Raw genomic sequence first — 26,369 nt, 5'->3', positions numbered from 1 at the left:
CGCCCCTATGAGGAAGCTGCATGGGCCACTTTCTACCGCGATATTACCGCAGCACCTACCGAACCGGATGAAGCATATTGACTTTTATATTAAAATTATCGTTGTAGTTCCCTTCATCGGCTATGACTCTAAATGGCCGGATCAGAGTAAACATAGATTGAAAAAGCTGATCCAAAACGCAAACGATTCTATTGTTATTTCACACTCTGCGGATGTTTCCAGTTATAAAAAAAGAAATTATTATATGGTCGATCATGCAGAGTACCTTATCGGTGTGTTTGATAATCAGAAAAAGCTGCGCTCAGGTACAGCACAGACAGTCAACTATGCCTTGCATCAGGGAAAAGTAATCACTCTGATCCATCCAGACACTATGGAGATAACAGCCCCTGCGCCTTAACAAATTCACAAAAATTTTTCATTAGCATTTCCAACAAAATATTTTCATTGAAGGGGTGCTGTGATATAATAAGATATAAAACTACGCTCAGAACAAATGGTGCCGCTATGAACAAATATATTGGACAGCAATTTGCTGCTTTAAGATACGAAAAAAATATTTTGGTTGTTGAAGAAACTACATCCGCTGGTGGATGCGGCTCCTTCAACGCGGCTTCTTCATGTCCTGCGTCAGCCTGTCTTTATGACAGTGCGGCGTGGGGCTTTTTTATTGTCTGAAAGGAGTATGAGAACATGAGTCTGAAATATACCTGCCCCAGCTGTGGAACCCCATTGGGTTATGAGGGATTGTGTTGGAAATGTAAGTGCGAGCAAGAACGGCAAGCTGCTCTGGCCTGGACGCCGGAACAAATTGTCGAAAAACAAAGAAACTTGATACAGAACATCCAGAGGCTGGCTGATATGGAGGACCCAGAGTTCGCCGACTTTTGGCAGCTGCTTGGCTACCATGATGTCATCACCCCAGAGATTCAGCGGATGGCACTGGCCGCAGAGGTGTTTTGGCCCTGTGAGATCTATTATCACGCTCCCGCCGATGTGCGAGATGGTCTGATTCATGCGCTGTTGTCCGCGGAAAATTCCAGCGCGGCCTCCAACCTGATGAGTTGCCTTGCTATGCAAGGAGATGACAAGGCAATGGAGACTCTGCTGGAGCTGAAGCGAAATCCCCGGCCCTGGCGCAAGGGCCTCTATGTAGACCCATCCAGCTATGCGCAGATCGGAGGCTGGACCTTCGACAAGGAGGGCCAGAAAATCCAGCTCAACTTCGATACCTGCTATCCTATGGTCAAGGGAACCACTGGCGAGAAATCTCCCGTCTGCATTGGCCGAGAACGGGAAGATACCTGTCCCCACTGCGGCGGACGCATGGTGGATATATTGGTGCTGGACGGCCGGGATGAGCGTCTGAAATTTCTGGGGTTGGATGGTATTCTGACTGCCACCTGCTGCCCCAGCTGCGTGGGATTCCTCAAAGGCCCCGCCTTCAACCGGTTCGCTCTGGATGGCGGCGTGGAGGTCTTTCCCTCTGAGCTCTTTGACGGGGCGGAGAAAACGGATTGCTATGTCAGTCCCGAGGACTACAAGGCCCTCACGGAAAATCCCTTTGTGCTGGGCGAAGCGCCCGTGCCCCTGTTTTACGGTGCGGCCTGCCAGGATGTGAACACGGTGGGTGGCTTTGCCAACTGGGTACAGGACGCGGAATATACGACCTGCCCCCACTGCGGGAAACCTATGAAATATCTGGCCCAGATTCAGTGGGATACGGTGTTTGACTGTGCGGAGGGCATGCTCTATGTGGAATTCTGCCCGGACTGCCATATCGTGTCCATGCAGCACCAGCAGACCTAAAAAAGTCGCACAGTATGAAAAGAGAAATACCAGCAGGTATTTGCGTAAGGAGGCGTCCACTATGTGCGAGCACTGCCGAAACATTCAAACATGGAGAAAATTTGACGCCCCAAAGGACTATCTGGCCTGTATTGCTTACATTCAGCAGTTGGTGTCGGAGGGGGAATTTGAACTGATGCAAGAGGAATCCACCTGCCCACTGGAGAAGGTAAAGACAGAGGATGGCTGGGCGGACGAAATTATGGCTCACATGATTAGGTGCAAGCACTGCGGCCAGATCTTCACCTGTGTGGTCAACACCTTGCGAGGCAGTGGACACTTCAAAAAAGAAAGGCAAAGGATGACACGGAAAAGGCGGTGAAATGATGAATCAGGCAGAAGAAGCAAAGCTGCTGGAGCAGCTTGAGCAATGGAATAAGAAGGACGAGTATTCCCGGTGTATCCGGGCCATTGAAGCCATCCTGGAACAGGAGCGGGGCTATCTGCTGACCGTCAAGCTGAGTCGGGCTTACAGCAATCTGGCGGTCCTGGGAGATCATGGAGAGCACGGAACCGACAGTGAAGTGGACGGAAATCTCATCCAGTACGCCATCCGACTGCTGGAGTCCGTTCGCACCCAGGGAGAAAACGACCCTTACTGGAACTCCCGGATGGGCTATTCCTGCCTGATGGCGTACCGCTCCGCAGCCACCGCCTATGAATACGCAAAATGCTGGCTGGCCCTGGCCCCGGATGACCCAGCCGCCCAAAAGCTGGTTCGGGACTGCGAGGAATATCTGGAGGAGGAAAAAGCCTTGGAAATAGATTTGAAAGAACGGGAGGAATTTATTCGGCGGGAAACTCCCGATGATGAAAAGGGGGTTATATGTAAATGAACAGCGAACAGATCACAGTATTTTTGCAAGAGCATTGGTATATTGCCTCGGTGCTCATCGGGGCCGTGATTTTAATTGGAGCGACCCGCAACTGGAACTGGCTCTGCGACCCCACTGGTACGCGGGATGCCCACCGCCACAGCAGAGGATACCGGCGGGTGGTGTTCTTTCTGTTGGGTGTTCTCCTGATTGTGGTGAGTATCTGGGGATTTGTGCTGAAATTGAAATAGGAGGAGAAAGACTATGATGACTGAGAAATATCCCACCTGGCTCATCGGCCATGTGAAAGAATGGGCGGAGAAGCGTTTGCCCACCGTGATACTTTGTTCCACCACCGGCAATGAACTGCTGGAGGTTTGGTATTACGGAGATCTGCTCACGGTGAAAGGAGAACCCCAATCCTATATCATAGATAGCGACGAGGCCCCCGGACTGGTGACAGCCCGTGACCCGGAGAGCGGCGAGGAGTTCGTCATCTTTGACGGTGGACGGCATGGCTACGACAATATGTTCTGCGATGAACATGATCCATCCGAGCTGGAGCACCGCCCCCTCAAGCGGTATGAGATCCCCGCCTCCAAGTTGGTGCTGGAGCTGGGGTACAGCATTGACTATGAGGACGAAAAAGAGAACTTTGAACCGGATGAGGCGGATACCGTGGAACTGATCAACGGTGAACGGATGCCGTGGGAGCAGGCCAAGCGGGACGGCATCGACTATATCGCCCTTTACTATGTGAACGAGAAAGGAAAACCAGTCCAGATCCTGGACGCAGAGCTGGCCTGAGTATACCGCAGCCAGATGACGGGATAAAGGAGGGCGACAGCGTGATCGGGACAGATGAAAACCGGGCGGTGCTCCATGTGGAGGTCATCTTCTGGAGCGGCAAACGAAAAATACCACCCAGCCTGGTCAGCGGAAAGTATTGTCCCCATTTTGTGGTCACAGGAACTACAGAATATTTGGGTGTATGCTTTCTGGACGGAACCGAGTGTACATTTGATACACCAGCTTTGGGAAATGCCCAACCCCTATATCCAGATACCATTGACTATGCCCCGCTGGAAAACAATGCGGAATTTTTGATCTATGAGGGAGCCAATGCCGTTGGCAAGGGCCGGGTGCTGGGCCGAACCGTTCCCTATAAAGTGAAACAACAACGAAAGCAGGTGCCTTATGTACCAAATTGCATATATTGGCCGCTGGGAGACCCTTCCGGAAACGGCTGCTGCCATCTGTGACCATGACACTCCCAAGTTGGAGGCGTTGCTACAAGGCGGTCTGGATTTAGATGTTCCCATCCAGCTCAGCGAATACATCAAGCTGATGCCATTGGAGATCGCGGTTTTTCGGAATGATGTGCCCATGATCCACTTCCTGCTGGAGCATGGAGCTGATCCCGGTCTGGCAGAGGAACAGCCCCTGCTGCTCACCGCCGCCCGCTGTTGTGGGCCGGAGGTGGTGGCGCTCTTTGCTGGACAGGCCGCAAAACTCAGCTCGAAGCAGAAAGAGCGGGCCTTCCAGGAAGTACGCTGGGGACAGCGAGCGGAGAATATCCAGGTGCTGGAGCAAGCTGGGATCACAGTGGACAAGTTTGGCGGCGAGGCATTCCGGGCCGCTGTGTCCGAGGGCAACACCAAACTTGCCCGGCTGCTTCTGGAAAAAGGGGCAGACATCAATTACCACAAGCCGGACATGGTGTTTCCGAACGCCCCCACCGCTGTCACCGAAGCGGCTCGGCATAAGAATCTCCCCATGGTGCGCTGGCTCATTGAGCAAGGAGCCGACATCACCATTGCTGACAAATACGGCGACCGGCCTTACACCGTGGCGGTGCAGAACAAGAATCAGGAGATGGCCGACTACCTGAAAGCCCTGGAGCCGGAGGAATGGCACAACAAGCAGGAAAAGATCCGGCAGCTTATGCCCTACAAGCTGCCTGCCAAGCTGGTGGAATACTTGAAGACCGGCCCCCTGCGGCTGGAGTTCCCGGATCAGGAATGGGTGAAGTGGGCGGAGCTCTACTCCTTCATGGATGTGCAGGAGATGACCTGGAAACGGAAGAAGCTGCTCTCCCTGATGGTGCAGATGGACAACTACAGCGACTATCTGCTGCTGTGGAGCCCCAGGGACAAAAAACTGTGGTATCTGGACATCGAGCATGAGGAATTCCACCCTCTGGCCAAATGGGATGACTTCATCGCAGATCCCGGACGATATCTGAACGGGATGATCGAGGGTGAGTTTGAGGAATAAGGAGCAAGACCATGACATCCATAGACTTTCTGAACAAGGTACATAAAAGCCTGGACTCCCAGGAATATAACCTCTCTTATTCTCCGGCCAAGTCCAAGAATTATATGCTGTACTGCAATGGTAACTTTATCGGTGGTCTGTTCGACGAGGAGTTGTGCTTCGTCTACGCCGACAGTGTGAGTGAACTGCTGGGGCAGCCGGAACCCGTCTACCACGGCTACTCCAGCACCGCCCAGCACAGGATGCTGGTGATCCCGGAGGAACATTGGGCGAAGGCGCTGAAACTTCTCTATGCCGAGAAATTTGATTGGAGCCGTTTGGTGTACGACATCACCTACACCAGCATCGGCGCGGCTGTGGTGGAGGACTTCTACGACGAGAATGTGGTATTCCTGCGCTTCTGCTTTGAAAAGGAACTGCTGAAAAAGGACCCTCTGGACCGGCAGGGCCGTATCCTGCGGATGGTCTATCTCAATCAGGATCTGACAAAAGCGGGCAAATATCTGTTCCCCAGACTGATGCAGAAGTTTCTTGTTTTTACAGATCGCAACGGAAAGACCAGTCTGGAAACCATGCTGAAACGGTGGTACACCCAGCTTGAAAAGGAATACCGCAATCATATAGAGGGATGAGGAGAATGATCTATGTTTGAAGAATTTTATGAGATGTACGAGTCCGAGGAGCAGGAAGTGGTCGCTTTGATCAATCGCTGCATTGGGGGCGGATTTAACTGGAAAGGTAACTTTTGGGAAATGACCGTTGTGACGCTGGGCATAGTGTCCTGTGACACCGGCAAGGTCAGCACCAAAGAGGAGCGACTGGATTGGCCGGTCACCGACGAGGAGCGTCACAGTGACAAGGGCTGGGGACGCTTTCAAAACGAGCAGATCTGCCGCCTGAAGATTCGCCGGATGAAAGAAGAATGGGCAAAGGATCTGGTGGTGCAGCCCTGGTGTATCTCCCAGGTGGTCAAGGCCCACGAGGACTGCCCGGAACTCCAGGCCGTTCTGGACGAGTACCACAAGCCAGTGGTGATCCAGGACCAGGTGCTGGGAGAACTGACACTGGACAAGGACTATGATACCTTCGAGGGCGAAATCCAGTGGTGCGGAAAGGATGTGAGCCTTTCTCTGGAGGTCAATGCCGAAAGCAAGCCCTCCTGGACCCGCGCCCGTAGCGCCGCCAAGAAGTTGCTGGCCGACTGTGAAACTTGGGACAAGGCCATGCGAGAGCTTGCGGCCAAGAACCTGACCGAGCTGGCCAACAACTGGCTCTCCCAGGATGAGGAAACCCCCCGCAATCCGGAAACCGACCCCATCACAGAGGAAGAATTGGCCCGACGGATCAGCCTGACGAGCCTGTCCGTCACCTCCGGTGGCAGCTTCACCGCCTGGTTTGACTGCGACGAGATGTTCACCGACCATGCGGTGACGATCTACGGCTCCTTGAAAAAGGGCCTCAAAACTGCCAACATTGAGGGATAGGAGTTGTCTATGGAAAAAGCGACTGCTGTTAATACCTGCTTAGGTGTTTTGAAGGGACGGGACTGCATCTATCTGGATCAGGTGAAACAGGATGCTCTGAACAATCTGACCTTTACGGGGGACATCAATGGCCATCTAATCTCCCAGTGCAGGGACGAAAAAGACTGGTTTCCCTATACACTCACCTTCCGGCAGGTGCTGGCCTATTTTACCTGTGAATTGGACACCTATGAAAATATGGCTGGGACGGAGTATCTGGATGGCAGTTCCTTCGATTTAATTGAGGACAGCACCTGGCTGAAGTCTCTGCCAGTGCGGGAGGACTTTGACAAAGGCATCTATCGGCACTACCGGCTGTTTACATACGATGATGTTTACAACATCATTGCGGTTTCCTATGAGTTTGCAGCAGAGTTGTAAATGCCTGAAACATGGAAGACCATTGGAGGGATCTATCAAGGAAGGAGGTATGGCGATGAAACAGAATAAGCATCAGTTGGAGCATCTGCCCACACTTCTGGTTCAGCAGATCCGCCTGCAATGGTATAAAGACTGCCGGGGCGGAAATGCGGCCGCACAGCGGAACCAGTATCCCAGAGCCATGCGTCTGCCGAAAGACTTCTTCTCCTATTATCCTTTTGGTCTGCCTACTCACTTTGCATCTATCATACAGAGGCCCGATGGATTTCAGATCGATAGGGACTGTCGTAGGCTGATGGAATGGAAGCCGAATGGCACAATACGGCTTCACCCTTTCGAACTGATTCAGCAGGAGCCCGGAATCCATGTGCGTTACCGCAATGATTGGCACATCGGGGCGATACCGGAGCGATATACCTACGATAAGACCGGGCAGAAACAGCCTCTCAATGAGCTGGCACTGGATTTGATTCCTGGTGATTATGGTCGAGCTGTCTGCAATGGGCGGTTCCGAGACTGGGACACTGGGGTCTGGTATTATGTACTGGATATTTTGAATGTGATGCCGCTTGCAGAACCCACCGACGCATTGACCAGTTTTACGGACAGAGAACCGAATAAGATATATACCCAGATCGATCGGCTGTGGTGACGAAAAACAGGAGGATACTACCATGATCAAAGAACGCATCCCTATCTCTGGCGATCTGGGCAGCAAGGTTAAGCAGCTGATGGAGTACGCCGGGTGGTACGAAGGCCGCAGTGTGGACATCTCCATTGCGGAGCAGTATTACGCCGATCATGGCGTCCCGATGATGAAGACCACCCAGCGGTTTTATCGCAAATATTTCGGCCTGTGCTGCGAGTGGTACTTGGCACAGAAAAAGCTGAAATGGGCAGCTGACTTTGAGTTTGCTTTATTCCCTTACCTGGTCAATGGGATCAAAAACCATTTGGAGGACGCCTATTTCCGGGATATGTCCGGCTGTGAACTGGCAGAGATCGAACAGGCTGCCGGTGAAAAATGCCAGCCTATCGGTCATATTGGCTACTACTACCCGGCGGAGGTCTGGATCTCCGAGTACGGGAAATTGTATGCGAAATATGAGTACCAGGATGAGATTGAGTGCTTTCCGGATGTGTTTGCCCTGATCGAACGGGAACTGCGGCAGTGCAAATTTGATTCCGCTGCCATGAAAACGGTTGAGGCACTGGACGGAAAACTGTAAGAGATCAATCGCAATCATAACTGGAGGAAATAGCTATGGACTATTTGAAGATATTGCGTGATGACCCTGATTTGGCGGATGAATTTGATTCGCTGTTTGACTTCTTCCTGCTGGATGAGTTGTCCCCGCGGGATGACGCAGAAGGCCGATGCACCTTTTCCCTGCCCGGTATGGCGTTTGCCAGGGATGGCTCCGGCGGAGAATACCACCTGTTGGAAGATGGCTCTATTGGATATTATAGCAGCGAAGGTGAAGCAGGCCGTCTGGCCGAGAGCATGGACGATCTCTTTTCCCTGATTGTGAGCTGTATCTGCTGGCACGACTGTTGTGACGCAAAGCAGTATGTAGATTCCAAAACATTGGAGGAGTATGGGCAGAGACAGCGCAACTGTAACTTGGAAGATATGGATGTGGACAGCTTGCAACGGGTGTCTGATGCCCTCGGCATCCCTACCGGTGAGCCGCTGGCTCCGGTTCTGGAGCGGTTCCGCAAAGCAACCCAGCGTGAGCCTGTGTATCAGTGTATATTTCACGAGGACGACGGAAGCCTGACCGAATCATACGGTTTGATGTTTGAATGAGAAAGGAGAAATCACGATGAAAGCATTTGACCCCAATTATAAACTGCTGGACGAGATGTATCAGGACAATTACTATCCCACTTTTCTGGTGGACAAGGTAAAAGACGAGCTTCAGAAGGTCATCGACCTGCTGGAGAGCGGCGAAACCGACACCGAAGTGGTGCAGGAAACGCTGGACGAGGCGGTCTGCGGCATCAATGATCTCCAGGAGGAGTTTGACGAGAACGACAGCGAGATCGAAACTGTAGCCCGGGATTGCATTGGCGTTACTGTGGCCTACATTCTGGAATGGTTTGGCATCCCCATTGACACCGAGGAGGCCATCCGGGAACGGGACTGGTGAGCCCTATGGCAGAAAAAGAACTGGCCCTTTGTGATGAGTGCGGAAGCCTGTTTTTCAAAGGCTCCTCACAGATGATGGGGCTGTGCCCGGAATGTGCCCATGTTCTCTATGGCTACCCGAATTGTGACCATCATTTCCAGAATGGCCGATGTGTGAACTGCTACTGGGACGGCTCTAAGAGCGCGTATATCAAAAAACAGAACCAACAGGAGGAAACTGATATGCCTACAACTGAATGGCTGAACAAATACGAAGCAATCAAGGATAAATTGACCTGTAAAGATGACTTGGAGGCCCATTTCACAGAGAAAGTGATTGGGAACATGGCGGTGGATGTACTGGACATCGGTGCCGTCCATTTCCCCACCGGGCAGATCTTCGCCTGTGATCCGCTGGTGGAACTGGAGGACACTCTGCCGTTCCTTCAAACGATCCCCGCCGGAACTTATCCCGTGAAAATCTGCGTGGTACCCAGCGAACAATACGGCGACCGCTACGCCTGCGTCAAGGTGGAGGTCAGCCGGGAAAAGCCTGTCCGCTATGAGCTGGGCATGGTGGGCAACGAGGATCTGGACGAGGAACTGGGAGAGGACGAGTATTTTGGCTTTGGCGTAGACGCCGGGATGGGTTGTGTCGCGGACATCCAGACCCAGGCGGCCTTCAAGGCATACTGGGCCAAGCGTTTAGAAGAAGACCCGGACATCGACCCCTACAACGACCTGTTCTGCGATCTTCTGGAAGAAAACGCCAAAGCCTACCCCAAATATCAGGGGGACTGCGGCGACTGGCTCAACTGGACAGTGCCGGGCACGGACTGCAACCTGCCCATCTTTGCCTCCGGCTGGGGGGATGGTTACTATCCTGTCTACTTCGGGTATGACGCCAAGGGCAAAATCTGCGCCGTGTATGTGCGGTTCATCGACATTGAAGCCAGTTACAAAGAGCAGGAATAAGGAGGCGCGCTATGGAATTACCAAAACGGGCACGAACAGCGGATTGGGAAAACGGTGTCCTAACTTTAGATGGAGAAAAGAAATTTGATATTCCGGAGCTGACCACAGAGATCATGGAGCAGCTGGCCGGTTACACCCTGGTGGGCTTCCATGTGAAAAGCTATCCGGTGACGGATGAACTGCTTGCCCCTTTTGCCGGACATAAAAGCATGGCCAACTTCGGCGTGGAGGACGGTGCGCTCACTGACGCCTGTTTCCCCGTTTTTTCCGCTATGCCCAAGCTGCGTTATCTGCTGCTGGACGGTAACGCCGCCATCCACGGCAGCAGTCTGTCCGCTCTGCAAGGCTGCAAGCTGGACCTTCTGACGCTCAACCGTACCGGGCTGGATGATGCCGGTCTGCTCCAGGCGGCCTCCATCCCCAAGCTCTCCCACATCCAGATCGACCATACCGCCGTTACCTATGAGGGCCTGCTGGCCATCGCTGGCAACAACCGCATCGAGCCAGTGGCCCATGTGCAATTCACCCAGGAGCAGATGGAACACTTCTTCCAGCTCCAGCGGGAAAAGGCCAAAAAGCCCGTCCAGCTGGATGAGCAGGCGGCGGCGGAATGCCGCAGGGTGCTGTCCGCTTTCTTTGCCGAGATGACGCAGTGGGAGCAGTACATGGAGCAGGCCGGGTTTGAAGGTGCTGAGGCAGTGCCCCGCCTGCTGACGATCTGGGAGAAATATGTGAGCGAAAAGCCCCGTCCGGGCTATCGACCTCTGGGCCTCTCATACAGCGCCCAGGGCACCTACAACGGGGAAGAATTCCTTGACGCAGAGCAGATCACCAAAAACAAGCTCTACATCTACACCAGGGAGAAAAACACCGGCTTTGACCGCCGCTTTCTTATGAAGCGTGTGGGCGAAGGCTGGAAGATTGATGCGGTGCAGGAGCGGCTGAACGGCTGGCAGCGCACGGAAGTGTGAGGCATCACATGGCTTGGGAATATGAAACCTTTGGCCCGGACGGTCAATGCAAATTGTTCGGTGTGAACATCTTTGACTACGACTGGCAAACCACCGGCAAGCGGGTAAAAATCAAAGACCCCATCTATCACCAAGACCATACCTTCGAGGTCTGGCAGGTAGAGATTGATGGGCAGATCCACCGCTTTGCTGCTGGAGAGTTCTCCAACTGCGTATGGGGATTTTATTTAGAGAAAGACGGATGAAAGGAGTGTGTGGGCGCATGAGCCGAATCGTCGATAAACCCTACTTTACATACAGTGCATACAACGCCCTGACCTCCGGCATTCAGGTGAAATGCCCCAAGTGCCACGGCGCGGGTGTGGTGACAGCGGATGAGGATAACGCCTATTTCCGCTGTTTGAGTTGCGGCCATCAGGAGACCCGCGACCGGACGATCTACCGCTATGATGTCCATAACCAGTGCAAAAACTGCGGCAGATACTATCGGGTGGATATTGAAGATGAGGCAAAGCAGCAGTTTTCCGTTCTCCATGTGGCCTGTCCCTATTGTGGAACAACCATGTCAGGAGAAGTTCATAAAACAGCGGAGGCGTTTTCATATATTGGCGAAATCAGGGATGGGCGAGAACCTTATTTCAGGTTGGAACTATGGTTTTTGACCTCCTTCCAGGGTAAGTCGGTCTGGGCACTCAACCGGGAACATCTTGCCTATTTGATCGGCTATCTCAGCGCCGACCTGCGGGAAAAGCCGCCGGGAAGAGCGAAAATGACCCAGGCTGACCATCTCCCCACCTTCATGAAAACCGCAAAGAACCGGGAGCGGATCGTGAAGCTGCTGAGGCAAATGCAGGAGAAATGAGGATGGAACAGAAAGTAATTTACAACGGCCAAATTCTTACGCTGACTCACTTTTGGGCAACGGGAGAACCCTGCCTGTGGATTACCGACCCGCAGCAGATCGGGATGCCCAAAATGGAGTTTGTGGGCGGATACCCAAATGAATACTGCATTTTCCTGAAGAATCTGACGGAAACAGAACTGTCACAGATCACATCTCTGGACGGCGCTCCACTGGATGTAAAAGAAGAACGAAACGACATCGAATGAGGAGAACACTATGAAAGACCTTTGCCAATACGGAAACCGACCGGAGGACGAATGGGAAATCTTGCCCTGGATACCCGATCCGCGTCCGCCCTTCAAAATCTGGGTAAAGCCGGAGCAGATCGCGCCATTCTTTCTCATTCCCCACCACCCCTATGCCATCTCCCTTCTGCTGAAGATCAGTGACGGGTTCCGGACAGAAGAATTCTGCCGGCTGGGACTGACCGGCAGCAGCGGAGACTGGGAACGGCTGGTCCGGGGCGTGATCCGGGAGTTCGAGGAAAATAACAGCGGCGTGGATCTGTTTCACTTCGACTCTGACGAGGATGTGTTCTGCGTGTACTCCCAATACATCGACGATTTGATGCTGCTGTCCAAAATGATCCGGGCGGCCTGTGACAATGAAAAAACGATGGGGATGTATCTGAACATGAGCGAGGTTGCGAAAGCATGAAAGATTTGACCACTCAAACAGGGATTATAGTAAAATGCAGTAAAACGGCCATTGAATTTTTCCAAAATGCTCAATCAGTGGATTTCTTCTCTGCACTGGAAATTCCGAAGGAATTCCAAGACATAGCGGTTGAGTTTTATGATTTGATTATGGAAAACGATCATCTCGCGGCCTTGCTGGGCTGTCGCGGCAATTATGATATTGCAATACAGATAGATGAGGTAACCGGCACCATGACGGGGTGGCATTGGTTCAAATGAGGGAAATGGAATGATGGAGTACATCAAGCTTTTTTGGGAGGACGCACCGGAGGGAGAACCGTCGGTGATCCTCTATGAAGTGGATACAGAAAATGAGCGGCTGGCCCTCCACTCCATTGACATCTTTGCAGATGGCCGCACCCGCAATATCCCTGACCTTTACGACGGCGCCATCGAGATCACGCCGATCCCCACCGTGGAGGAATTGAACGCCCATGTCTGGGGTGAGGAGTTCCACGCCTGCGTCATAGAGCAGGCGGAATTTGAGGCCGCCTGGGAAAGCCACACCTATGATGGAGCGTTAAAGTAGCCAGGAGGAGACACTATGAACAAACCTATAAAAGCCAAAAATCTGCCGTTGTTCTCCATCATTGACCTGGACCAGCTGCGCCGGGAAAAACATCTGGAGGGCACAGAAGTGACAGACTTTTTCACGGCAAGGGATGGAAAAGTCTATCTTCTCATGGAACAGCCGTCCGAAACACAGGGTAAGGACTGGCTCAGCACTCCTTCCACCTATACCGCAGTGGAAATCCAGCTGGATTGGGCGGAACAGCGGGTGCTGGAAACGACGCTGTTTCCTCTTGGCCTCTTGAAGTTCCAGTTTCATTATTTGCGGCCCGCAGGTGATCACTTCCTCCTGCTGGGGGCAAGATGCGCCTATCGGGAAAACGGCCCCGACCAGAACGCCTGGATCGTCAGCCGGGACGGAGCTGTGCTGTCCCGTTTCTGCCTGGGGGATGGCATTCAAGACTGTGTGGTAAAAAAAGATGGCACCATCATTACCAGCTACTTTGACGAAGGTGTATTTGGTAATTACGGTTGGGATGAACCTCTGGGTGCTTGCGGCCTGATTGCATGGACATCGGAGGGAACTCCTCTCTGGAAGAATGAGAACTATTCCATCTATGACTGCTACGCCATCAGCCTGGACGAAGAAGAAAACCTGTGGTTTTATTATTACGATGAATTCCGGCTGGTGCGGACGAACTTCAAAGAGGACTTTGTATTTGAACTGCCAATCGAAGGAAGCGGAGCTTTTTCTGTTGCCCCGTCCGGCAATACCTTCCTGTTTCAAGGCGGATACCAGCAACGGGATAAATTCTACTTCCTTACCGCTCATGGTGATCACCTTGGGAAAAAACAGGAGGCTATTCCCACCTGTGACGGAAACAAGGTCGCTGTGGAGCAGTGCAGCCTGCTTCGCAGCCGGATGTTGTTCCTTGGAAAAGATGGTGTGCTCTATGGAGGTATTTGGGGGAGCGATGGCCAATGAAACAGTCTGATATTTATACCGAGGCTCTGACCTGTCTGCGCTCCATCCTTCTGGCAGACCATCCAGAGTTCCAAAACTGGATCGGCTGGCTGGAGCGGGACATTCAGGACTGGAACCAGCAGCGGGAGGTTGCCCACCATCTTCGGGCATACGGTGGTATGGGCTCATTCAATGATCTGCCCAGTATGCGCGGAAATCACGACTACATTTTTGACTTTCTAAAGTCTGTGTGCTATGCCTTCGGCCATCTTTATGGCAAACGGGAAGGCATTTCTCCGGAGGTATTGATGGCGGAGTGCCTCCACGATGTAGAGCAGGCAGCCTATCACCCCCATAAGCCACTGAACCAAGCCATTGCCCAGCACTTGATGCAGGGCGATTTACAGGAAAACCTGGATAGGCTGTAGGAGAACTTACTATGAACGAAAAACTGTCTCGTCCCCAATTCAATCAAATGGATACAACCGAGAAGCAGACACTGATGGAAAGCCTGGCTGCCCGTTATGATATGACCTTTCTCGGTCTACATACTTTTGACCGCTGGGGCCAGAGCTGCACCACCGGCATCTTCAAGAAAGATGGTCGGGAGTTCGTCTTTGTCCCCGGCGATACCGTCACCCTGGGCTGGGAGCAGTTTGCCGAGGGACTGAATCAGGAGAGCCGGGAGGAATTGGAGTATCTGTTCCGGGAATGGGAAATGGAACCGCAGAACCCGGAGGAGATGATTCGGGAAAGCATGGCTCCCGTTCGGCAGGCGGCCATTGGCCCCATGCTGGTGGGCCGGGAACTGGAGGAAATTAACTGGGAGCCAGTCAAAATGGACGATCCCAGGCTGACTGCCCACCCTGACTGGCTGAAGGAATTCCGTGATTTTGCCTGGAGTGACAGCAGCAGTCTTACCTTGCATCAGTCGGCCCGCATTGAGCGGACGGAAAAGGGCTTTCAGATCTGTATCTATAACCGCACAGACTACGATGCGCTTCTTGCCATGCTGGAAAACAGGGGCTTCTCCCTGCCCACGGCGGACGAGTGGGCCTACCTGTGCGGCGGAGGGTGTCGGACCCTGTTCCCATGGGGAGATGGGTTAGACTACTCCATGCGTCTGCGCTGGTTTGAGGATATGGATGAGGATGAGAACCGGCCTTATGACATGGAGGAACCCAACTTCTTCGGCCTGTCCATCGCCTACGATCCCTATATGCGGGAAGTGGTGCAGGCTGATAGGCTTACCACCTGCGGCGGTGACGGCGGATGCAATATCTGCGGTGGGCTGGGCCCATTTCTCGGTTTCCTACCCTGTTCGCCCCACTGTAAGCCAGAAGTGCAGGAGGACAATGAACTAAACGGAGATTATGACTTTTATCGGCCTATCATTCGGTTGGAGAACTATGATTGACAATAGAAGCTTGATACAAAATAAAGAAAGAGAGGTGCCGACATGGGAGCATGGGGCATAAAAGCATTAGAGCGTGACGAAGGGTTGGATGTACTGGACATCCTCAAAAATGAATATGTACCGGAGCATCCGGTAATGGATCTGGGCGAGATGATCGAACTGATGAAAGAGGAAGTCATGCTGGGAGCTGACTTCTCACAAATCGACTTCCTCTTTGACAATACTGCGGTGGCTCTGGCGGAGCTGTATTTCCAATGGAAGGATAATGGCAAGCTGGACTACGATCATGAAGAAGCTATATGGGATAAAGTCACCGGTTTCACAGCATCCAAAGAAGCCCTTGCTTTCCTGCTGCGGCAGCTCACCGACATCAAAAACGAGGTGCCGGACGAGGACGGCATCCGTGAGATTGTGGATCTTTGGAAGAACGAGGACAGCGGTGAGATCGCTCCTGCGTGGTTGGAACACTTGAATCAGCTCATTGATCGACTGGATTCAGAACAGGAGGCACGACAAATGTATATCAAAAAATACTGGGGCAACTTTATTGGCGGTTCCGATGACAGTCTGAACCTTGTGGCATTTTTAGAGGATCAGAAAAAGGAGGAGATCCCCCTCAGCGAGATTTTCGCCAAGATCGGGCTGGACAAGCAGAACTGGAACTTCCACCAGACCGTGGAGTACCTGGAGTTTACACATTCCGATGGTGTGGAGATGGACTTTCACTTCGCCATTGATGTGGTCACCGATCTGGCCGCCATCCTGCTGGAGTGCAGCGTCAGCGGCAGTGTGAACCTCCAGGATCTGGATGAGTACAACACCTCCTCCCGCCGCATCCGCATCACCGCCACGCCAGAGGAGCACGACGCCATGGACAAGGCCCTGGCGGACTTTGTCCATGCCCCGCTGGAATACGACATCAGCGAGATGATGGGCGAGGATGAAATCACGGATATGGCTTCTCAGGTGGAGATGCTGCGGAAGGAGCTGTACGAAGCCTCTGGCCGCAACCGGAACTACCATGTAAAGGCGGAAGATGTAAAAGATCTGCTCCCCGACTGGAAGGGTGCCGATGGCTGTATCGCCACCAACCGCATCACAGTGGAGGGCTGCAAGGTGGGCTACTGCTACAGGGAGGAGCCGGACGGCGGCTGGGACAGCGGCTGGCGCTTTACCGCCGGTGATGAGAGCGACGAGTACATGGACGACCCTAACAACGCCGGGATCTACAAGCTGAACACGATCTGCAATGACGATCCCGACATCATTCCTCTGCTGAACACCCCCGCTCCCTGCGCCTTTGAGCGGGATGAAAATGGCGTGTTCCAGCAGATCAAAGACTGGAAACCAGATGAGGACGAGGAGGACCCTGATATGGATATTTTGAAGCAGTGCCAGAAGTGGCATGAGGAGGACAAACACCAGAAAATCGTTGACGCACTGGAGGCAATCTCTGCCGAGGAGCGTACCCCGGAAATGGATATGGAGCTGGCCCGCGCCTACAACAATCTGGCGGACTCCAGCGAGCCGGAGGGAAGGAAGCTGCTTCACCAGGCACTGGAACTGATGCAGTCCCATGAGGAGGAACTGGGAGATACTTATTCCTGGAATTTCCGTATGGGGTATGCCTATTATTATCTGGATCAGGAGGGCCGCGCTCTGCGGCATTTTGAAAAAGCTCTGGAACTGCATCCCGGTGATGATCCTAAGCTCAACACCCGACAGGACATGGAGGAACTAATTGACTCGTGCAAAAAGGGTATTTCTCTGCCGCAGTTCTGGGAGTGCTTCCGGGAGCGGACAGAGAACTGTTGGGAAACCTTTGCCGAGATGGAAGCAGAATTGCGCCAGATGATGGATGAGGACAAAGATCACACCCGCGGCGCAGAACTCGTGGCCCAAATGGAAGGGGCTTTGAACCAGGCGTTTGACGAAATCTCCTTCGAGATGGGCTTCAATGGCGAAAAGCATGAGTTGATCCTCACCCCGGAGGGCGACAAGGTCAAGCTGTTTGAGCTGGTCTACTTCCAGAAGCACGCCCCCAAGGAGGTGCTGGAGCACTGGAACATCCTTGTGGGCCGTCAGCCCCTCCAGAACATCGGTCTGCGTACTGAGAATGGCTTGGACATCTCCGGGGATGATGTGCAGATCTGGCTGGAGGAGCAGGGTGAAAACAGCTTCGCCATCTCCGCCTACTGTGAAAAGCTGCTGCCTATGCTCCGGGATGAGGAAGGCCGGGCCTGGTGGATGCTCACCACCTTCACCGACCAAGTGCTGGGCGAGATCCCCCACATGAGATACATAGACAGCTTTGATGTGCTGGAGGAACCCAAGGCAGAGCCGTCCTTCCTCCTGTCCCAGCTGCCCGACAAACTGCGGGAGCAGGGCCTGGAGCTCTCCACCGACCCGGAAGCCTATCTGGAGAGCTACCTTGGTTACAAAATGGAACCCAAACAGGACCCGGACGCCGATTGGCGGCTGGATGTAATGGCCGGTTCCACCTGCTGTGTGCCGCTCATCAACGGCTATCTGAATGCCGACAATGATTTTATGGACGATCTCCATGCCGACGGCGCGGTGGCGGGCTTCTTCTGCTATCCCCTGGATACCCTGCGGGAGGAGGAAGGCAGTCAGAAAATTTTCGACTTCCGGGACAAGCTGGAGGAAGTGCTCACCGGCGGGGATGGTTCGGAAGTGCTCACTCTCACCGGCGGGGCTACCGGCCTCTACTGTGGCTATGTGGACTTCATCGCCTGGGACATCCAAGAGGCGCTGAACATGGCGAAAGAGTTCTTTGAAGGCACGGACATCCCATGGGCCATCTTCCACACCTTCCGCCGTGAAGCCGGTTCTGTACCCCTAAAGCAACAAGATGCTGGGTCAGAAACTGAGAATCAGGATGACGAGTTGGACGAGGCGCTGACGGGCATGGACTATATTCCTTATACCCAACAGAACGCCGAAGCATTCTTCGCTCAGTTGGAGCAGTGGAACGACGAAGACGAGTACACCCGCTGTATCCAGGCACTCAATGCCATCCCGGAGGATTGGCGAAACTACCGCACCGCCTACGCCCTGGCCCGTGCACTGGAGAACTACGCCATCATCGGGGACCATGACGAAGGCACTTTGAAATCCAAGGGAGACAAAGCCCTCCTGAGGGCCATTGAGGTGCTGGAGTCCGTCCGGGAGGAAGGCCAGGACAAGGCAGAGTGGAATATGCGGATGGCCTACGGCTATCAGTATCTCTATGAGCAGGAGGCAAAGGCCATTCCCTACGCTCAGCGGTGGGCGGAACTGGACCCGGAGGACGAAAATGCCCCGGCGGTAATTCGGGAGTGTAAGGCGGAGATCCGGAAACGCCAGCGCAGCCGGAAGAAGAAGGCCAAATTCGTGCCCGGTGATACCCCCTTTGAGGGCTTTGACCTCACCAACTTCTGGGATGATAATTGGTATGCACTGAAAGAATATGTCAGTGATCCGCCTTCCGATGAGCTGATTGCCAGCGTGGAGGAGGAACTGGGCTACAAGCTGCCCGCCGCCTACATCTGGCTGATGAAGCAGCACAACGGCGGTATTCCGGTGAACACCTGCTATCCCTGCGATGAGCCTACCTGTTGGGCAGAGGACCATGTGGCCATCACCGGAATTTTCGGCATCGGGCGGGAAAAGAGCTGCTCCCTCTGCGGGGAATTGGGCAGCCAGTTTATGATCGATGAGTGGGAGTATCCTGCCATCGGCGTGGCCATCTGCGACTGTCCAAGCGCCGGACACGATATGATTTTCCTGGACTACCGGGCTTGCGGTCCCCAGGGAGAGCCTGCGGTAGTCCATGTGGATCAGGAAAATGACTATAAAATCACCCATCTGGCAGATAGCTTTGAGGAATTTATCCGCGGACTGGAGCATGAATCCCTCTATGATCCGGATGAAGATGTAGAGGATCTTGAGGATGACGCTGACGAGGAGGAAACTGACCATAAGGGTTCCTTTGCCGGATCTGTGCTCCTCTCCAAAGCAGAGTGGGACAAGGAGCAGTTGATTCGAGATCTGCGGGAAGAATGGGGCATCGTAGATGAGGAGCCGGATGAGGGCGACGAAGATGTTGAGAACAGCGATGACGCTGTGGTAATGCGGGTCGGCAATATGATGCTGATTGTGACACTATTCCACGGTCACATCCCGGACAATGAAGCAGAGATCAACGCCGAAAACAACTATATGTGGCCAGAGGCCGTAGAAGTGGCCAAGGCGCACAAGGCCCATATCATGGTGGCTGTGTTGGGCGAGGAGGAAAAACTGCTGGAACGAGGTAAGCTGTTCACCAAGGCGATGGCAGTGTGCTGCAAGCAGAAATACGCCACCGGTGTCTACACCAGCGGCGTGGTATTTGAGCCTCGTTTCTATGAGGGCCTTGCCGATATGATAAAAGAGGACGAACTGCCCATCTTCAACTGGGTTTGGTTCGGCCTGTACCGGAGCGAGGGGGGCCTAAACGGCTACACCTACGGCATGGATGTGTTTGGCAAGGAGGAAATGGAGGTGTTGAACACCGACGCTGAGCCGGAGGAACTACGGGACTTTTTGGCAAGCCTTGCCTCCTATGTGCTGGCGTGTGATGTGACGCTGCAAGACGGCGAGACCATCGGTTTTTCTGCGGACGATAAGCACACCATCACCCGCAGCCCCGGTGTCTCTCTGCCAGAGGAACAGATGACCCTGAAGATCGGTTACGAGCCTATAAAGGGAGATCCGGAGGATGACAGCTGCGACCACTCAGACAATGATGACACGCAGGATGAGGAAGAATTCAGTAATCCCGAAGTCTACACCGAGGAGGAGATGGAAGCCGTCGAGGGGCACATTGAGCAGTATTTCGGCAAGTTCGAGAATGTGTTCCATGAGCTGGTTTCTCCCGACATCCATGTGGACATCTGCGTGGTGCCGCCCTCTGAGGATCGGGACTACTGCACCCTGGTCACCATGGGCATGGGCGCTCACCGGATGAATGTGCCGGAGGAACTGGCGGAATATAAGCTGGAGCGGGCGGAGCTGGCCATTGCCCTGCCTGCGGACTGGAAGCTGGATCAGGAGTCCATGAAAGACGAAAAGTGGTACTGGCCCATCCGCCTGCTGAAATCCTTGGCCCGCCTTCCCATTGCCAGCGATACCTGGCTGGGCTTTGGACATACCATGGATAACAAGGAGAACTTTGCGGAAAATACGAAGCTGTGTGCCGCCATTCTCACCGGCCCCCAAAGTACAGAGGAGGGCGGCGAGGTCTGCACCCTGCCGGGCGGCGAGGAGGTCAACTTCTATCAGGTCATTCCGCTTTATGAGGACGAGTTGGACTATAAACTGGAACATGATGTAGACGCTCTGCTGAACAAGATGAGGGGGATCAGTTTTGTTGTAAACCCCACTCGCCAGAATGCGATCACCCGTGGCACCCTTTCCAATGATAATTTTGACGGTGAGATGGACGACGCTTCCTATCACCTTGAGAGCATTGAGGAGAAGGAACTGCCTATTGACCCCATCAATGCTTATAACCACATGGCCATCTACTTGCGCTGGTGCATGGAGCACGACCTGATGGGCGAGGACTTCCTGAAAGAATACAGCGAAGTGGCCAAACAGGTCAAAGCCGACCCTGCCAGCGTGGATCTGCGGGAGTTTATCCGGGATGAGCTGGACGGCTGTCTGTTCTCTGTGCTGTTCAATCAGCAAGGCCGTGCCTTTGCAGGCTATTACTACGGAGAGGGCGACAGCCCCTACTATCCTGCCGACATTGATGACTATGCCCTGAAATATTTTGGTCCGTCCCGATACCACTCCAATGAATTTCAACAGGAGGCATACTTATTCATCCCATTTGATGAGAAATACTATCAGACCATGGCTCAAGTGATTGAGGAACGCTTTGAAAACTGGCAGGGACAGGACTTCGACGAGGACACGCTGGAGCCTTCCGAAGTGGCTCATGCCATCATGGAGTATCTGGACTGCGAGTGTACCTATTTCCCATCCATGGCAGATGATGACCCCATCATGTCGGCATACAGCTACGCCCAGCGGCTGGGGGTACGGGAGGGCTTTGTTCCCGTACTTATCCAGGCGGATGATGAAACGCTGTTGGAGTGTTTGGTAATGAACGCCGATCCGGAGCATGATGCGGACTTCTATGAATTTGACCTCAAAACGGTAACGGAGTACCGGAAGAAGATGCTCTCCGCTCCCGTCAAGGACGGAAAGGCGGTTTTGGAGGAATTGACCGGCCAGCGCAAGGAAGAAGCCGAGGACGATGATCTGAACTGGGAGGAGGAAGTCCTGGGCGAGATGGAGGGCGGAGAACCCAATGACCGCTTCGCAAACTATTGGAACGATGATACCGGAATGACATATCCGCTCATTCTGGCTAAAATTCCGGTAAAGAACCCCTGGGAGATCTTCGCCTACCTGCCCTTTGGAAATTGGAATGAGTGTCCCGACACACCGGACCTGATGGCAGTGGCGAAATACTGGTTCGAGCAACATGGTGCCATCCCTGCCGCCATGAGCCACGATGAATTGGAGTTTGAACTTCCAACTCCGATCTCCAAGGAAAGAGCTATGGAGGTGGCTGTGGAGCAATATGGTTTCTGCCCAGATCTGGATCAGAATGAGGATGGAAGCATTGGCTCCTTGGCAGGTGTCCTGTGGCAGTCCACCGTCTGGTATTTCTGGTGGGATTGATGGGAGGTGCGACCAATGACAGAATATCAGAAAACCTATATCGAACTAAAAAAACAGTTTGTTGCGACCAATGAAGGTCCGGACAGTGTCCGCGCTCTATATACCTTCAAGGAAGAACTTGAGCAGAGTGAGGATCAGCAGGCCAAGGAAGTGCTGGTGGATGTATATGACCTGCTGGACTTTAAGAAGGACGCCTACGAACTGCTCTGCCAAATCGGAAATCGTTCCGATAAAAAGACCCTCAAGCGGCTGGGCACGCTGAAGGACTATGCGGAAAACTGGGGCAATCATTATGCTCTCCCCAAGCCCAAAACGCCGGAGGAAAAGCAGAAAGAGAAGGAACGGCAGGCCCAGCTGGGCCTGCCCGCCTTCCGGTATCACCCAAACCCTCTGGAAACTGGGGCTTTTGAGGAATCCGCAGACGGCGTTGTCTGCGACTGCTGCGGCAAGATGACCCATATTTTCTATACCAATCCGTTCTTTTCCGTGGGGGATATTGCGTATCTGTGCCCGGAGTGTATCGCCAGCGGCGCTGCGGCCCGGAAATATGACGGCAGCTTTCAAGATGATTTCTCTGTGGACGATGGCGTAGACGATCCGGAGAAGCTGGACGAGCTGATCCACCGTACTCCCGGCTACTCCGGCTGGCAGCAGGAATACTGGCGCGCCCACTGCGGCGACTACTGCGCCTACCTGGGTAATGTGGGAGCCAGAGAACTGCGGGCACTGGGTGTGCTGGAGGAGGTGCTGGACGACCCCATGTGGGACGAGGCGCAGAAAGATATGATCCGGGAATCCGTCAATGGCGGGCATCTGCAATGCTATCTGTTCCAGTGCCTTCACTGCGGAAAACACTTGGTCTGGATGGATTTTGATTGAGGTGGCAACATGGAGAAGAAGGATTTTCCCAAGGGAACCAAGCCCCGTGAGATCTTCGTCTATACCTGTGAGCGGATCGCGGAGCCTTTGAACCCGCTGGGCTACAAATACCGCAAGAGCAAAAATGACATCTACAAAAAAGACGGCATCTTTGTGTTCTCCTTTTACTTTTCCCCCTCCATCCGCTTTGGCTCCACCACTTTTACTGCCTTCTTCGATGTGAGTTCCCCGGTGATTGCCCAGTGGCGCAGTGAGCAGGAAGGGACGGAGGAAACCTATGATGGTATCGTGGGTACCTCCATCGCCCGGCTGACCCACCGGTATGATGACTTCCCCCGCTATGAGGTATCTACTCTGCTGGAGCGGGAACGCTCTATCCAGGAAATTTCCGGGCAGATCCAGGACTATGCACTACCATTCTTTGCCCGGTTTTCCAATCTGCCCAAGCTGCTGGACGATGTGGAACAGGAGGGGTTCTTCCCCCATCGGAAGGGGTTCGATGTCCCTAAGCGGAATCGGGAGTTCATCGAATGCTTCCGGGAGTATCTCCAAAAGCAGTAGGAATCAGCAGAAAGGAAACAACACCTATGTCAAACAGTAGAGTATCGACTTGGAGTGGAATCCGGAACAAATTGGAGAATGACTACCTGTGCCCGGCACTCCGGGGCCACATCCAGTATTTTGCCACCAGTTACAGCAAAAGCGCCGACCATGAGGGCCGGGCCGCCATTCGTGTGGACGGCGTGGAAGTGCTGCGGAGCAACTACTACACCTATTTTGAAAATGTGTGGACGAAATTTCATCACTTGCGCTCCACCACGCTGAAAGATCACGACTCCGCAAAAGAGGCCATCAATCAGGCTCATGCCTATGCGCTGGAGCAGGGCACCTTTGACCAAAAGGTGTTCTATGAGGCGTTTGGGATCTTTGACAACCAGAGCATCGAGAAAAGCCTTGTCAGCGAGAATCCCCTTGTCCGTATCTTTGCCCTTCTGGATCGCAGGCTTGGCAAGCGCCGCCTGCTGGCTTTGGAGGACTCCATGGAGCAGGAACTGGACTGGGTGCGGGCTTTCTATGTGATCCGGTTGCAGGCCGAAGGGCTGATGGAAGCGAATAACATTTAGGAGGAACCACCATGTCACAGATCGCGTCCTTTTATCTGATAAAAAATAACCAGCGGCAGGAGTTGTCCGACGGTGACTGCTCCGGCGCGGTCTATATGGCCATCTGGGACTGGTGTGAGAGCGAACTGGATCTGGATGTCCGTTTTCCTGCTCCCCAGACGGAAGACACCCTGGACTGCGCTCTGCTGGAGGGAGAGCTGGCGTCTCAACTGCTGGCAGCTCTGCGGGAGCAGGATCTCCCGGAGCTGGCCGCTGAAATTGCCCTGGACTGGGATCTGCCCACCGAGGCGGTGCAAAGCGGGCTTAATACGCTGCGCTCCCATCTGGAACTGGTGCAGGGCGATGCTGCTCTGCTGTATGAAATGACATGAGAACGGAGGGATACCATGCTGGCAAAGCGGTTTGAACACATTTTACATGATCTGGGCATGGCTGGGCTGGAACACCCTCTGTTCTACCATGCACCGGTGGGCATTCGTTTTAAGATCGGCGGGGAGGAACCAATCTATCTGGATAGGCGTGCGGCGAAGCTGAAAACCAACCCCGCTTATGTTCAGGGGGCGCTGGACCGAGCCGCCGCGATCTATCGGGCACTTCCGGCGGTGCCGGACCTTCTGCGGATCGACGGGTATCCCGATGAAGAACCCGCCGAGTCCCTGCTGACCGTTATCCGGCAGCGAGTGGGCCTCCCAGTTCCCGATGAACAACTTTCGGCCACAGAGCAGGATGAAGATGGGGATACCCATGCACAAGTGCAGTTTTACTGGGATCTCAGCAAGATCAGCTTTCAACCAGAGCTGCTTCTTCGGGAAATCATTCTGGGGGACATCGGCGGCTGGAACGGCTTTGTGTCCAGCGTCTATCTGGCTGGGCCGGGGCCGTTCCTCTACCATTTGTACGATGACCGTGGGCTGGATGTGCTGGGCGGCTCACAGAAGCTGCTATTGCCTCTCTATCATCAATTTCATGACTGGATTTTGGAATACGATCTGGAGAAGATTGACCAGATGTTCGCTCCAGCAAAAGAATGACTGCATAACAGAAAAGGAGACATTGCTATGGGACTTGATATTTACGCCGGGCCGCTGACCCGGTACTATTCTCACAACTGGAAAACTGTTGTTCAGCAGTGGGCGGAGGAAAACGGATACACCTTTAACCGGATCACCCCGGATGGAGAACCCGCCGACAACGAGGAGGAGCTGTCCCCGGCTGAGATCCAGGCGGCAGTGGAGGACTGGCGGGATCAGATCTTAGCCGCCATTTCCCAGCCGAACCAGCCGCACTACACTCCATGGCCGGAGGACAACGAGCGGCCCTATTACACCGATAAGCCGGATTGGGATGCCTTTGGCGCTATGCTGCTGGTGGCTGCCTGTCATACATACGAGGAACCGGTGCCTCTCACCGTGGAGAAGGACTGGGACTTCGGGGAGCATCCCCTGATTGCCCGCCTTGCATCGGACGAGGAGCGGGTGTGGTCCCTGCTTCGGGGCGCGACTTGGTGGCTTCCCCTCACCGACAGCTTTCTATTCCAAGGCCCTCTGCCCACCGATGATCAGACGATGATCGCCACCTTGGGCGGACTGCGGAAGGAGCTGGAAAAGCTGAACCAGCTGGCATGGCAGGCCGATGAGGACACTATCCTTGGTTGGGCAGACACGGAGGGATACCCGGTAGACGGAACCGTAGACTCAGATGGACAGTACAGCAAGGCAGACATCCCGGAACACACCCAGTATGACACCCAATCCTTGGCCAAGTTTGCCTTCTCCGTGTTCTGGCGGGCCATGCGGTTTGCCGAGGAGCAGCAGGTGCCTATCCTGCTTGACTATTAAAGAGAATTCGTCAGGGGGTGGAGACCGTGGAACAAAAACGGCCGGCAGATATAATTCAGGAACTTCTGGACTACCTGTGGAACGGCCTGGGCCTGGAGGAAAAGGGCTGGAAGCGTCTGAAAAAGGGCGACTTCAAAAAGAAAATGAAAAACGGGCTGACCTATCAGATCTGGTTTGACCGGAGCCGCTACAACTACATAGACTACGAAATCGGCCATGGGAATGTGGAGGTGGGCTTCACAGGCATTGACGATGATATCCACGTCGGAGCGGTTCATCAGGTCTTTCAGGATGCCAAACTGCTTTTTGGTACCAGCAGACACCAGATTTTCATTATCTATCTTTTTGTATTAAGGTCTACAGCAATCTAATCCCACGT

The 26,369-nt window shown here is 53.6% G+C and carries 34 protein-coding genes and 1 pseudogene; all 35 read left to right on the top strand.

What is annotated here, in order from left to right:
- The coding region (locus GKG34_RS13890) for an SLOG family protein (RefSeq protein WP_243139276.1) at window positions 1-400 on the top strand (400 nt) is incomplete at its 5' end.
- A gap of 107 nt (window positions 401-507) precedes the next feature.
- Window positions 508-678, top strand: coding sequence for a hypothetical protein (locus tag GKG34_RS15715; protein ID WP_166434156.1), 171 nt, complete (start codon window positions 508-510; stop codon window positions 676-678).
- 15 nt (window positions 679-693) lie between these two features.
- Complete coding sequence (locus GKG34_RS13885) at window positions 694-1,809, top strand: hypothetical protein (RefSeq protein WP_154256572.1); 1,116 nt, start codon at window positions 694-696, stop codon at window positions 1,807-1,809.
- A 61-nt stretch (window positions 1,810-1,870) separates the two neighbouring features.
- Window positions 1,871-2,170 carry a hypothetical protein gene (locus tag GKG34_RS13880; protein ID WP_154256570.1) on the top strand — a complete coding sequence of 100 codons (300 nt, stop codon included), beginning with the start codon at window positions 1,871-1,873 and terminating at the stop codon, window positions 2,168-2,170.
- A 1-nt stretch (window position 2,171) separates the two neighbouring features.
- Entirely contained in the window at window positions 2,172-2,684 is a 513-nt protein-coding gene (locus GKG34_RS13875; RefSeq protein WP_242700931.1) for a hypothetical protein, read from the top strand.
- Window positions 2,681-2,914, top strand: coding sequence for an immunity 17 family protein (locus GKG34_RS13870; protein WP_015563522.1), 234 nt, complete (start codon window positions 2,681-2,683; stop codon window positions 2,912-2,914). Before GKG34_RS13875 ends, GKG34_RS13870 begins: the two co-directional genes overlap by 4 nt.
- Before the next feature lie 13 nt (window positions 2,915-2,927).
- Complete coding sequence (locus tag GKG34_RS13865) at window positions 2,928-3,470, top strand: hypothetical protein (RefSeq protein WP_006773020.1); 543 nt, start codon at window positions 2,928-2,930, stop codon at window positions 3,468-3,470.
- A 41-nt stretch (window positions 3,471-3,511) separates the two neighbouring features.
- Window positions 3,512-3,925 carry a hypothetical protein gene (locus GKG34_RS13860; protein WP_227622993.1) on the top strand — a complete coding sequence of 138 codons (414 nt, stop codon included), beginning with the start codon at window positions 3,512-3,514 and terminating at the stop codon, window positions 3,923-3,925.
- Window positions 3,861-4,940 carry an ankyrin repeat domain-containing protein gene (locus GKG34_RS13855; protein ID WP_097791864.1) on the top strand — a complete coding sequence of 360 codons (1,080 nt, stop codon included), beginning with the start codon at window positions 3,861-3,863 and terminating at the stop codon, window positions 4,938-4,940. Before GKG34_RS13860 ends, GKG34_RS13855 begins: the two co-directional genes overlap by 65 nt.
- An 11-nt stretch (window positions 4,941-4,951) precedes the next feature.
- Window positions 4,952-5,572 carry a hypothetical protein gene (locus tag GKG34_RS13850; protein ID WP_097838497.1) on the top strand — a complete coding sequence of 207 codons (621 nt, stop codon included), beginning with the start codon at window positions 4,952-4,954 and terminating at the stop codon, window positions 5,570-5,572.
- A gap of 12 nt (window positions 5,573-5,584) precedes the next feature.
- Window positions 5,585-6,424 carry a DUF2262 domain-containing protein gene (locus GKG34_RS13845; RefSeq protein WP_154256568.1) on the top strand — a complete coding sequence of 280 codons (840 nt, stop codon included), beginning with the start codon at window positions 5,585-5,587 and terminating at the stop codon, window positions 6,422-6,424.
- Window positions 6,425-6,433: 9 nt separating this feature from the next.
- The gene (locus GKG34_RS13840; protein ID WP_006773016.1) at window positions 6,434-6,844 is read left to right on the top strand and encodes a hypothetical protein; all 411 of its coding nucleotides are present in this window, start codon (window positions 6,434-6,436) and stop codon (window positions 6,842-6,844) included.
- A 49-nt stretch (window positions 6,845-6,893) separates the two neighbouring features.
- Window positions 6,894-7,496, top strand: a complete 603-nt coding sequence (locus GKG34_RS13835) for a hypothetical protein (RefSeq protein WP_118553539.1) — start codon at window positions 6,894-6,896, stop codon at window positions 7,494-7,496.
- Window positions 7,497-7,518: 22 nt separating this feature from the next.
- Window positions 7,519-8,073: an SUKH-3 domain-containing protein gene (locus GKG34_RS13830; protein WP_006773014.1), complete on the top strand. Its 555-nt coding sequence runs from the start codon at window positions 7,519-7,521 to the stop codon at window positions 8,071-8,073.
- A gap of 35 nt (window positions 8,074-8,108) precedes the next feature.
- Window positions 8,109-8,654: a hypothetical protein gene (locus tag GKG34_RS13825; protein ID WP_154256566.1), complete on the top strand. Its 546-nt coding sequence runs from the start codon at window positions 8,109-8,111 to the stop codon at window positions 8,652-8,654.
- A gap of 16 nt (window positions 8,655-8,670) precedes the next feature.
- Window positions 8,671-8,997 carry a DUF5713 family protein gene (locus GKG34_RS13820; protein WP_154256564.1) on the top strand — a complete coding sequence of 109 codons (327 nt, stop codon included), beginning with the start codon at window positions 8,671-8,673 and terminating at the stop codon, window positions 8,995-8,997.
- A 5-nt stretch (window positions 8,998-9,002) separates the two neighbouring features.
- Window positions 9,003-9,950 carry a DUF4241 domain-containing protein gene (locus GKG34_RS13815; RefSeq protein WP_154256562.1) on the top strand — a complete coding sequence of 316 codons (948 nt, stop codon included), beginning with the start codon at window positions 9,003-9,005 and terminating at the stop codon, window positions 9,948-9,950.
- A gap of 11 nt (window positions 9,951-9,961) precedes the next feature.
- Window positions 9,962-10,921: an NTF2 fold immunity protein gene (locus GKG34_RS13810; RefSeq protein WP_097838502.1), complete on the top strand. Its 960-nt coding sequence runs from the start codon at window positions 9,962-9,964 to the stop codon at window positions 10,919-10,921.
- An 8-nt stretch (window positions 10,922-10,929) separates the two neighbouring features.
- The gene (locus GKG34_RS13805; protein WP_002576922.1) at window positions 10,930-11,166 is read left to right on the top strand and encodes a hypothetical protein; all 237 of its coding nucleotides are present in this window, start codon (window positions 10,930-10,932) and stop codon (window positions 11,164-11,166) included.
- Between the two features lie 17 nt (window positions 11,167-11,183).
- Complete coding sequence (locus GKG34_RS13800) at window positions 11,184-11,783, top strand: hypothetical protein (protein ID WP_050005806.1); 600 nt, start codon at window positions 11,184-11,186, stop codon at window positions 11,781-11,783.
- A gap of 2 nt (window positions 11,784-11,785) precedes the next feature.
- On the top strand, window positions 11,786-12,031 hold the full coding sequence (locus GKG34_RS13795; RefSeq protein WP_173015261.1) for a hypothetical protein: 246 nt from the start codon (window positions 11,786-11,788) through the stop codon (window positions 12,029-12,031).
- Between the two features lie 10 nt (window positions 12,032-12,041).
- Window positions 12,042-12,482, top strand: coding sequence for an immunity 51 family protein (locus tag GKG34_RS13790; protein ID WP_154256560.1), 441 nt, complete (start codon window positions 12,042-12,044; stop codon window positions 12,480-12,482).
- Window positions 12,479-12,742, top strand: a complete 264-nt coding sequence (locus tag GKG34_RS13785) for a hypothetical protein (RefSeq protein ID WP_006773010.1) — start codon at window positions 12,479-12,481, stop codon at window positions 12,740-12,742. Before GKG34_RS13790 ends, GKG34_RS13785 begins: the two co-directional genes overlap by 4 nt.
- Window positions 12,743-12,752: 10 nt before the next feature.
- Window positions 12,753-13,052, top strand: a complete 300-nt coding sequence (locus GKG34_RS13780) for a hypothetical protein (protein WP_006773009.1) — start codon at window positions 12,753-12,755, stop codon at window positions 13,050-13,052.
- A gap of 15 nt (window positions 13,053-13,067) precedes the next feature.
- Window positions 13,068-14,018 carry a hypothetical protein gene (locus GKG34_RS13775; RefSeq protein ID WP_006773008.1) on the top strand — a complete coding sequence of 317 codons (951 nt, stop codon included), beginning with the start codon at window positions 13,068-13,070 and terminating at the stop codon, window positions 14,016-14,018.
- Complete coding sequence (locus tag GKG34_RS13770; protein WP_105204592.1) at window positions 14,015-14,425, top strand: hypothetical protein; 411 nt, start codon at window positions 14,015-14,017, stop codon at window positions 14,423-14,425. The genes GKG34_RS13775 and GKG34_RS13770 overlap by 4 nt, the downstream gene beginning before the upstream one ends.
- Window positions 14,426-14,436: 11 nt before the next feature.
- A complete protein-coding gene (locus GKG34_RS13765; RefSeq protein WP_040649815.1) occupies window positions 14,437-15,414 on the top strand; it encodes a hypothetical protein in 978 nt (325 codons plus the stop codon).
- A gap of 42 nt (window positions 15,415-15,456) precedes the next feature.
- Window positions 15,457-22,149: a DUF2185 domain-containing protein gene (locus GKG34_RS13760; protein WP_154256558.1), complete on the top strand. Its 6,693-nt coding sequence runs from the start codon at window positions 15,457-15,459 to the stop codon at window positions 22,147-22,149.
- 15 nt (window positions 22,150-22,164) lie between these two features.
- Complete coding sequence (locus GKG34_RS13755) at window positions 22,165-23,028, top strand: CbrC family protein (RefSeq protein ID WP_154256556.1); 864 nt, start codon at window positions 22,165-22,167, stop codon at window positions 23,026-23,028.
- 9 nt (window positions 23,029-23,037) lie between these two features.
- Window positions 23,038-23,589 (top strand): DUF4304 domain-containing protein, encoded by a 552-nt coding sequence (locus tag GKG34_RS13750; protein WP_006059611.1) that lies wholly within the window; start codon window positions 23,038-23,040, stop codon window positions 23,587-23,589.
- 26 nt (window positions 23,590-23,615) lie between these two features.
- Window positions 23,616-24,152, top strand: coding sequence for a hypothetical protein (locus GKG34_RS13745; protein ID WP_006059612.1), 537 nt, complete (start codon window positions 23,616-23,618; stop codon window positions 24,150-24,152).
- Window positions 24,153-24,163: 11 nt separating this feature from the next.
- Window positions 24,164-24,523, top strand: a complete 360-nt coding sequence (locus GKG34_RS13740) for a hypothetical protein (protein WP_154256554.1) — start codon at window positions 24,164-24,166, stop codon at window positions 24,521-24,523.
- 15 nt (window positions 24,524-24,538) lie between these two features.
- Window positions 24,539-25,183: a DUF3885 domain-containing protein gene (locus GKG34_RS13735; protein WP_008723402.1), complete on the top strand. Its 645-nt coding sequence runs from the start codon at window positions 24,539-24,541 to the stop codon at window positions 25,181-25,183.
- A gap of 27 nt (window positions 25,184-25,210) precedes the next feature.
- Window positions 25,211-25,990, top strand: coding sequence for a hypothetical protein (locus GKG34_RS13730; RefSeq protein ID WP_006059615.1), 780 nt, complete (start codon window positions 25,211-25,213; stop codon window positions 25,988-25,990).
- A gap of 26 nt (window positions 25,991-26,016) precedes the next feature.
- A pseudogene (locus GKG34_RS13725) lies at window positions 26,017-26,232 on the top strand (spondin); the annotation flags it as partial.
- Window positions 26,233-26,369 lie beyond the last annotated feature (137 nt).

This window comes from Faecalibacterium sp. BIOML-A4 (assembly GCF_009679665.1).
In the GTDB taxonomy this organism is placed as follows: Bacteria; Bacillota; Clostridia; order Oscillospirales; family Ruminococcaceae; genus Faecalibacterium; species Faecalibacterium taiwanense.
Note: the sequence above shows the minus strand (reverse complement) of the source record. Positions and strands in the feature narration are given on the sequence as shown.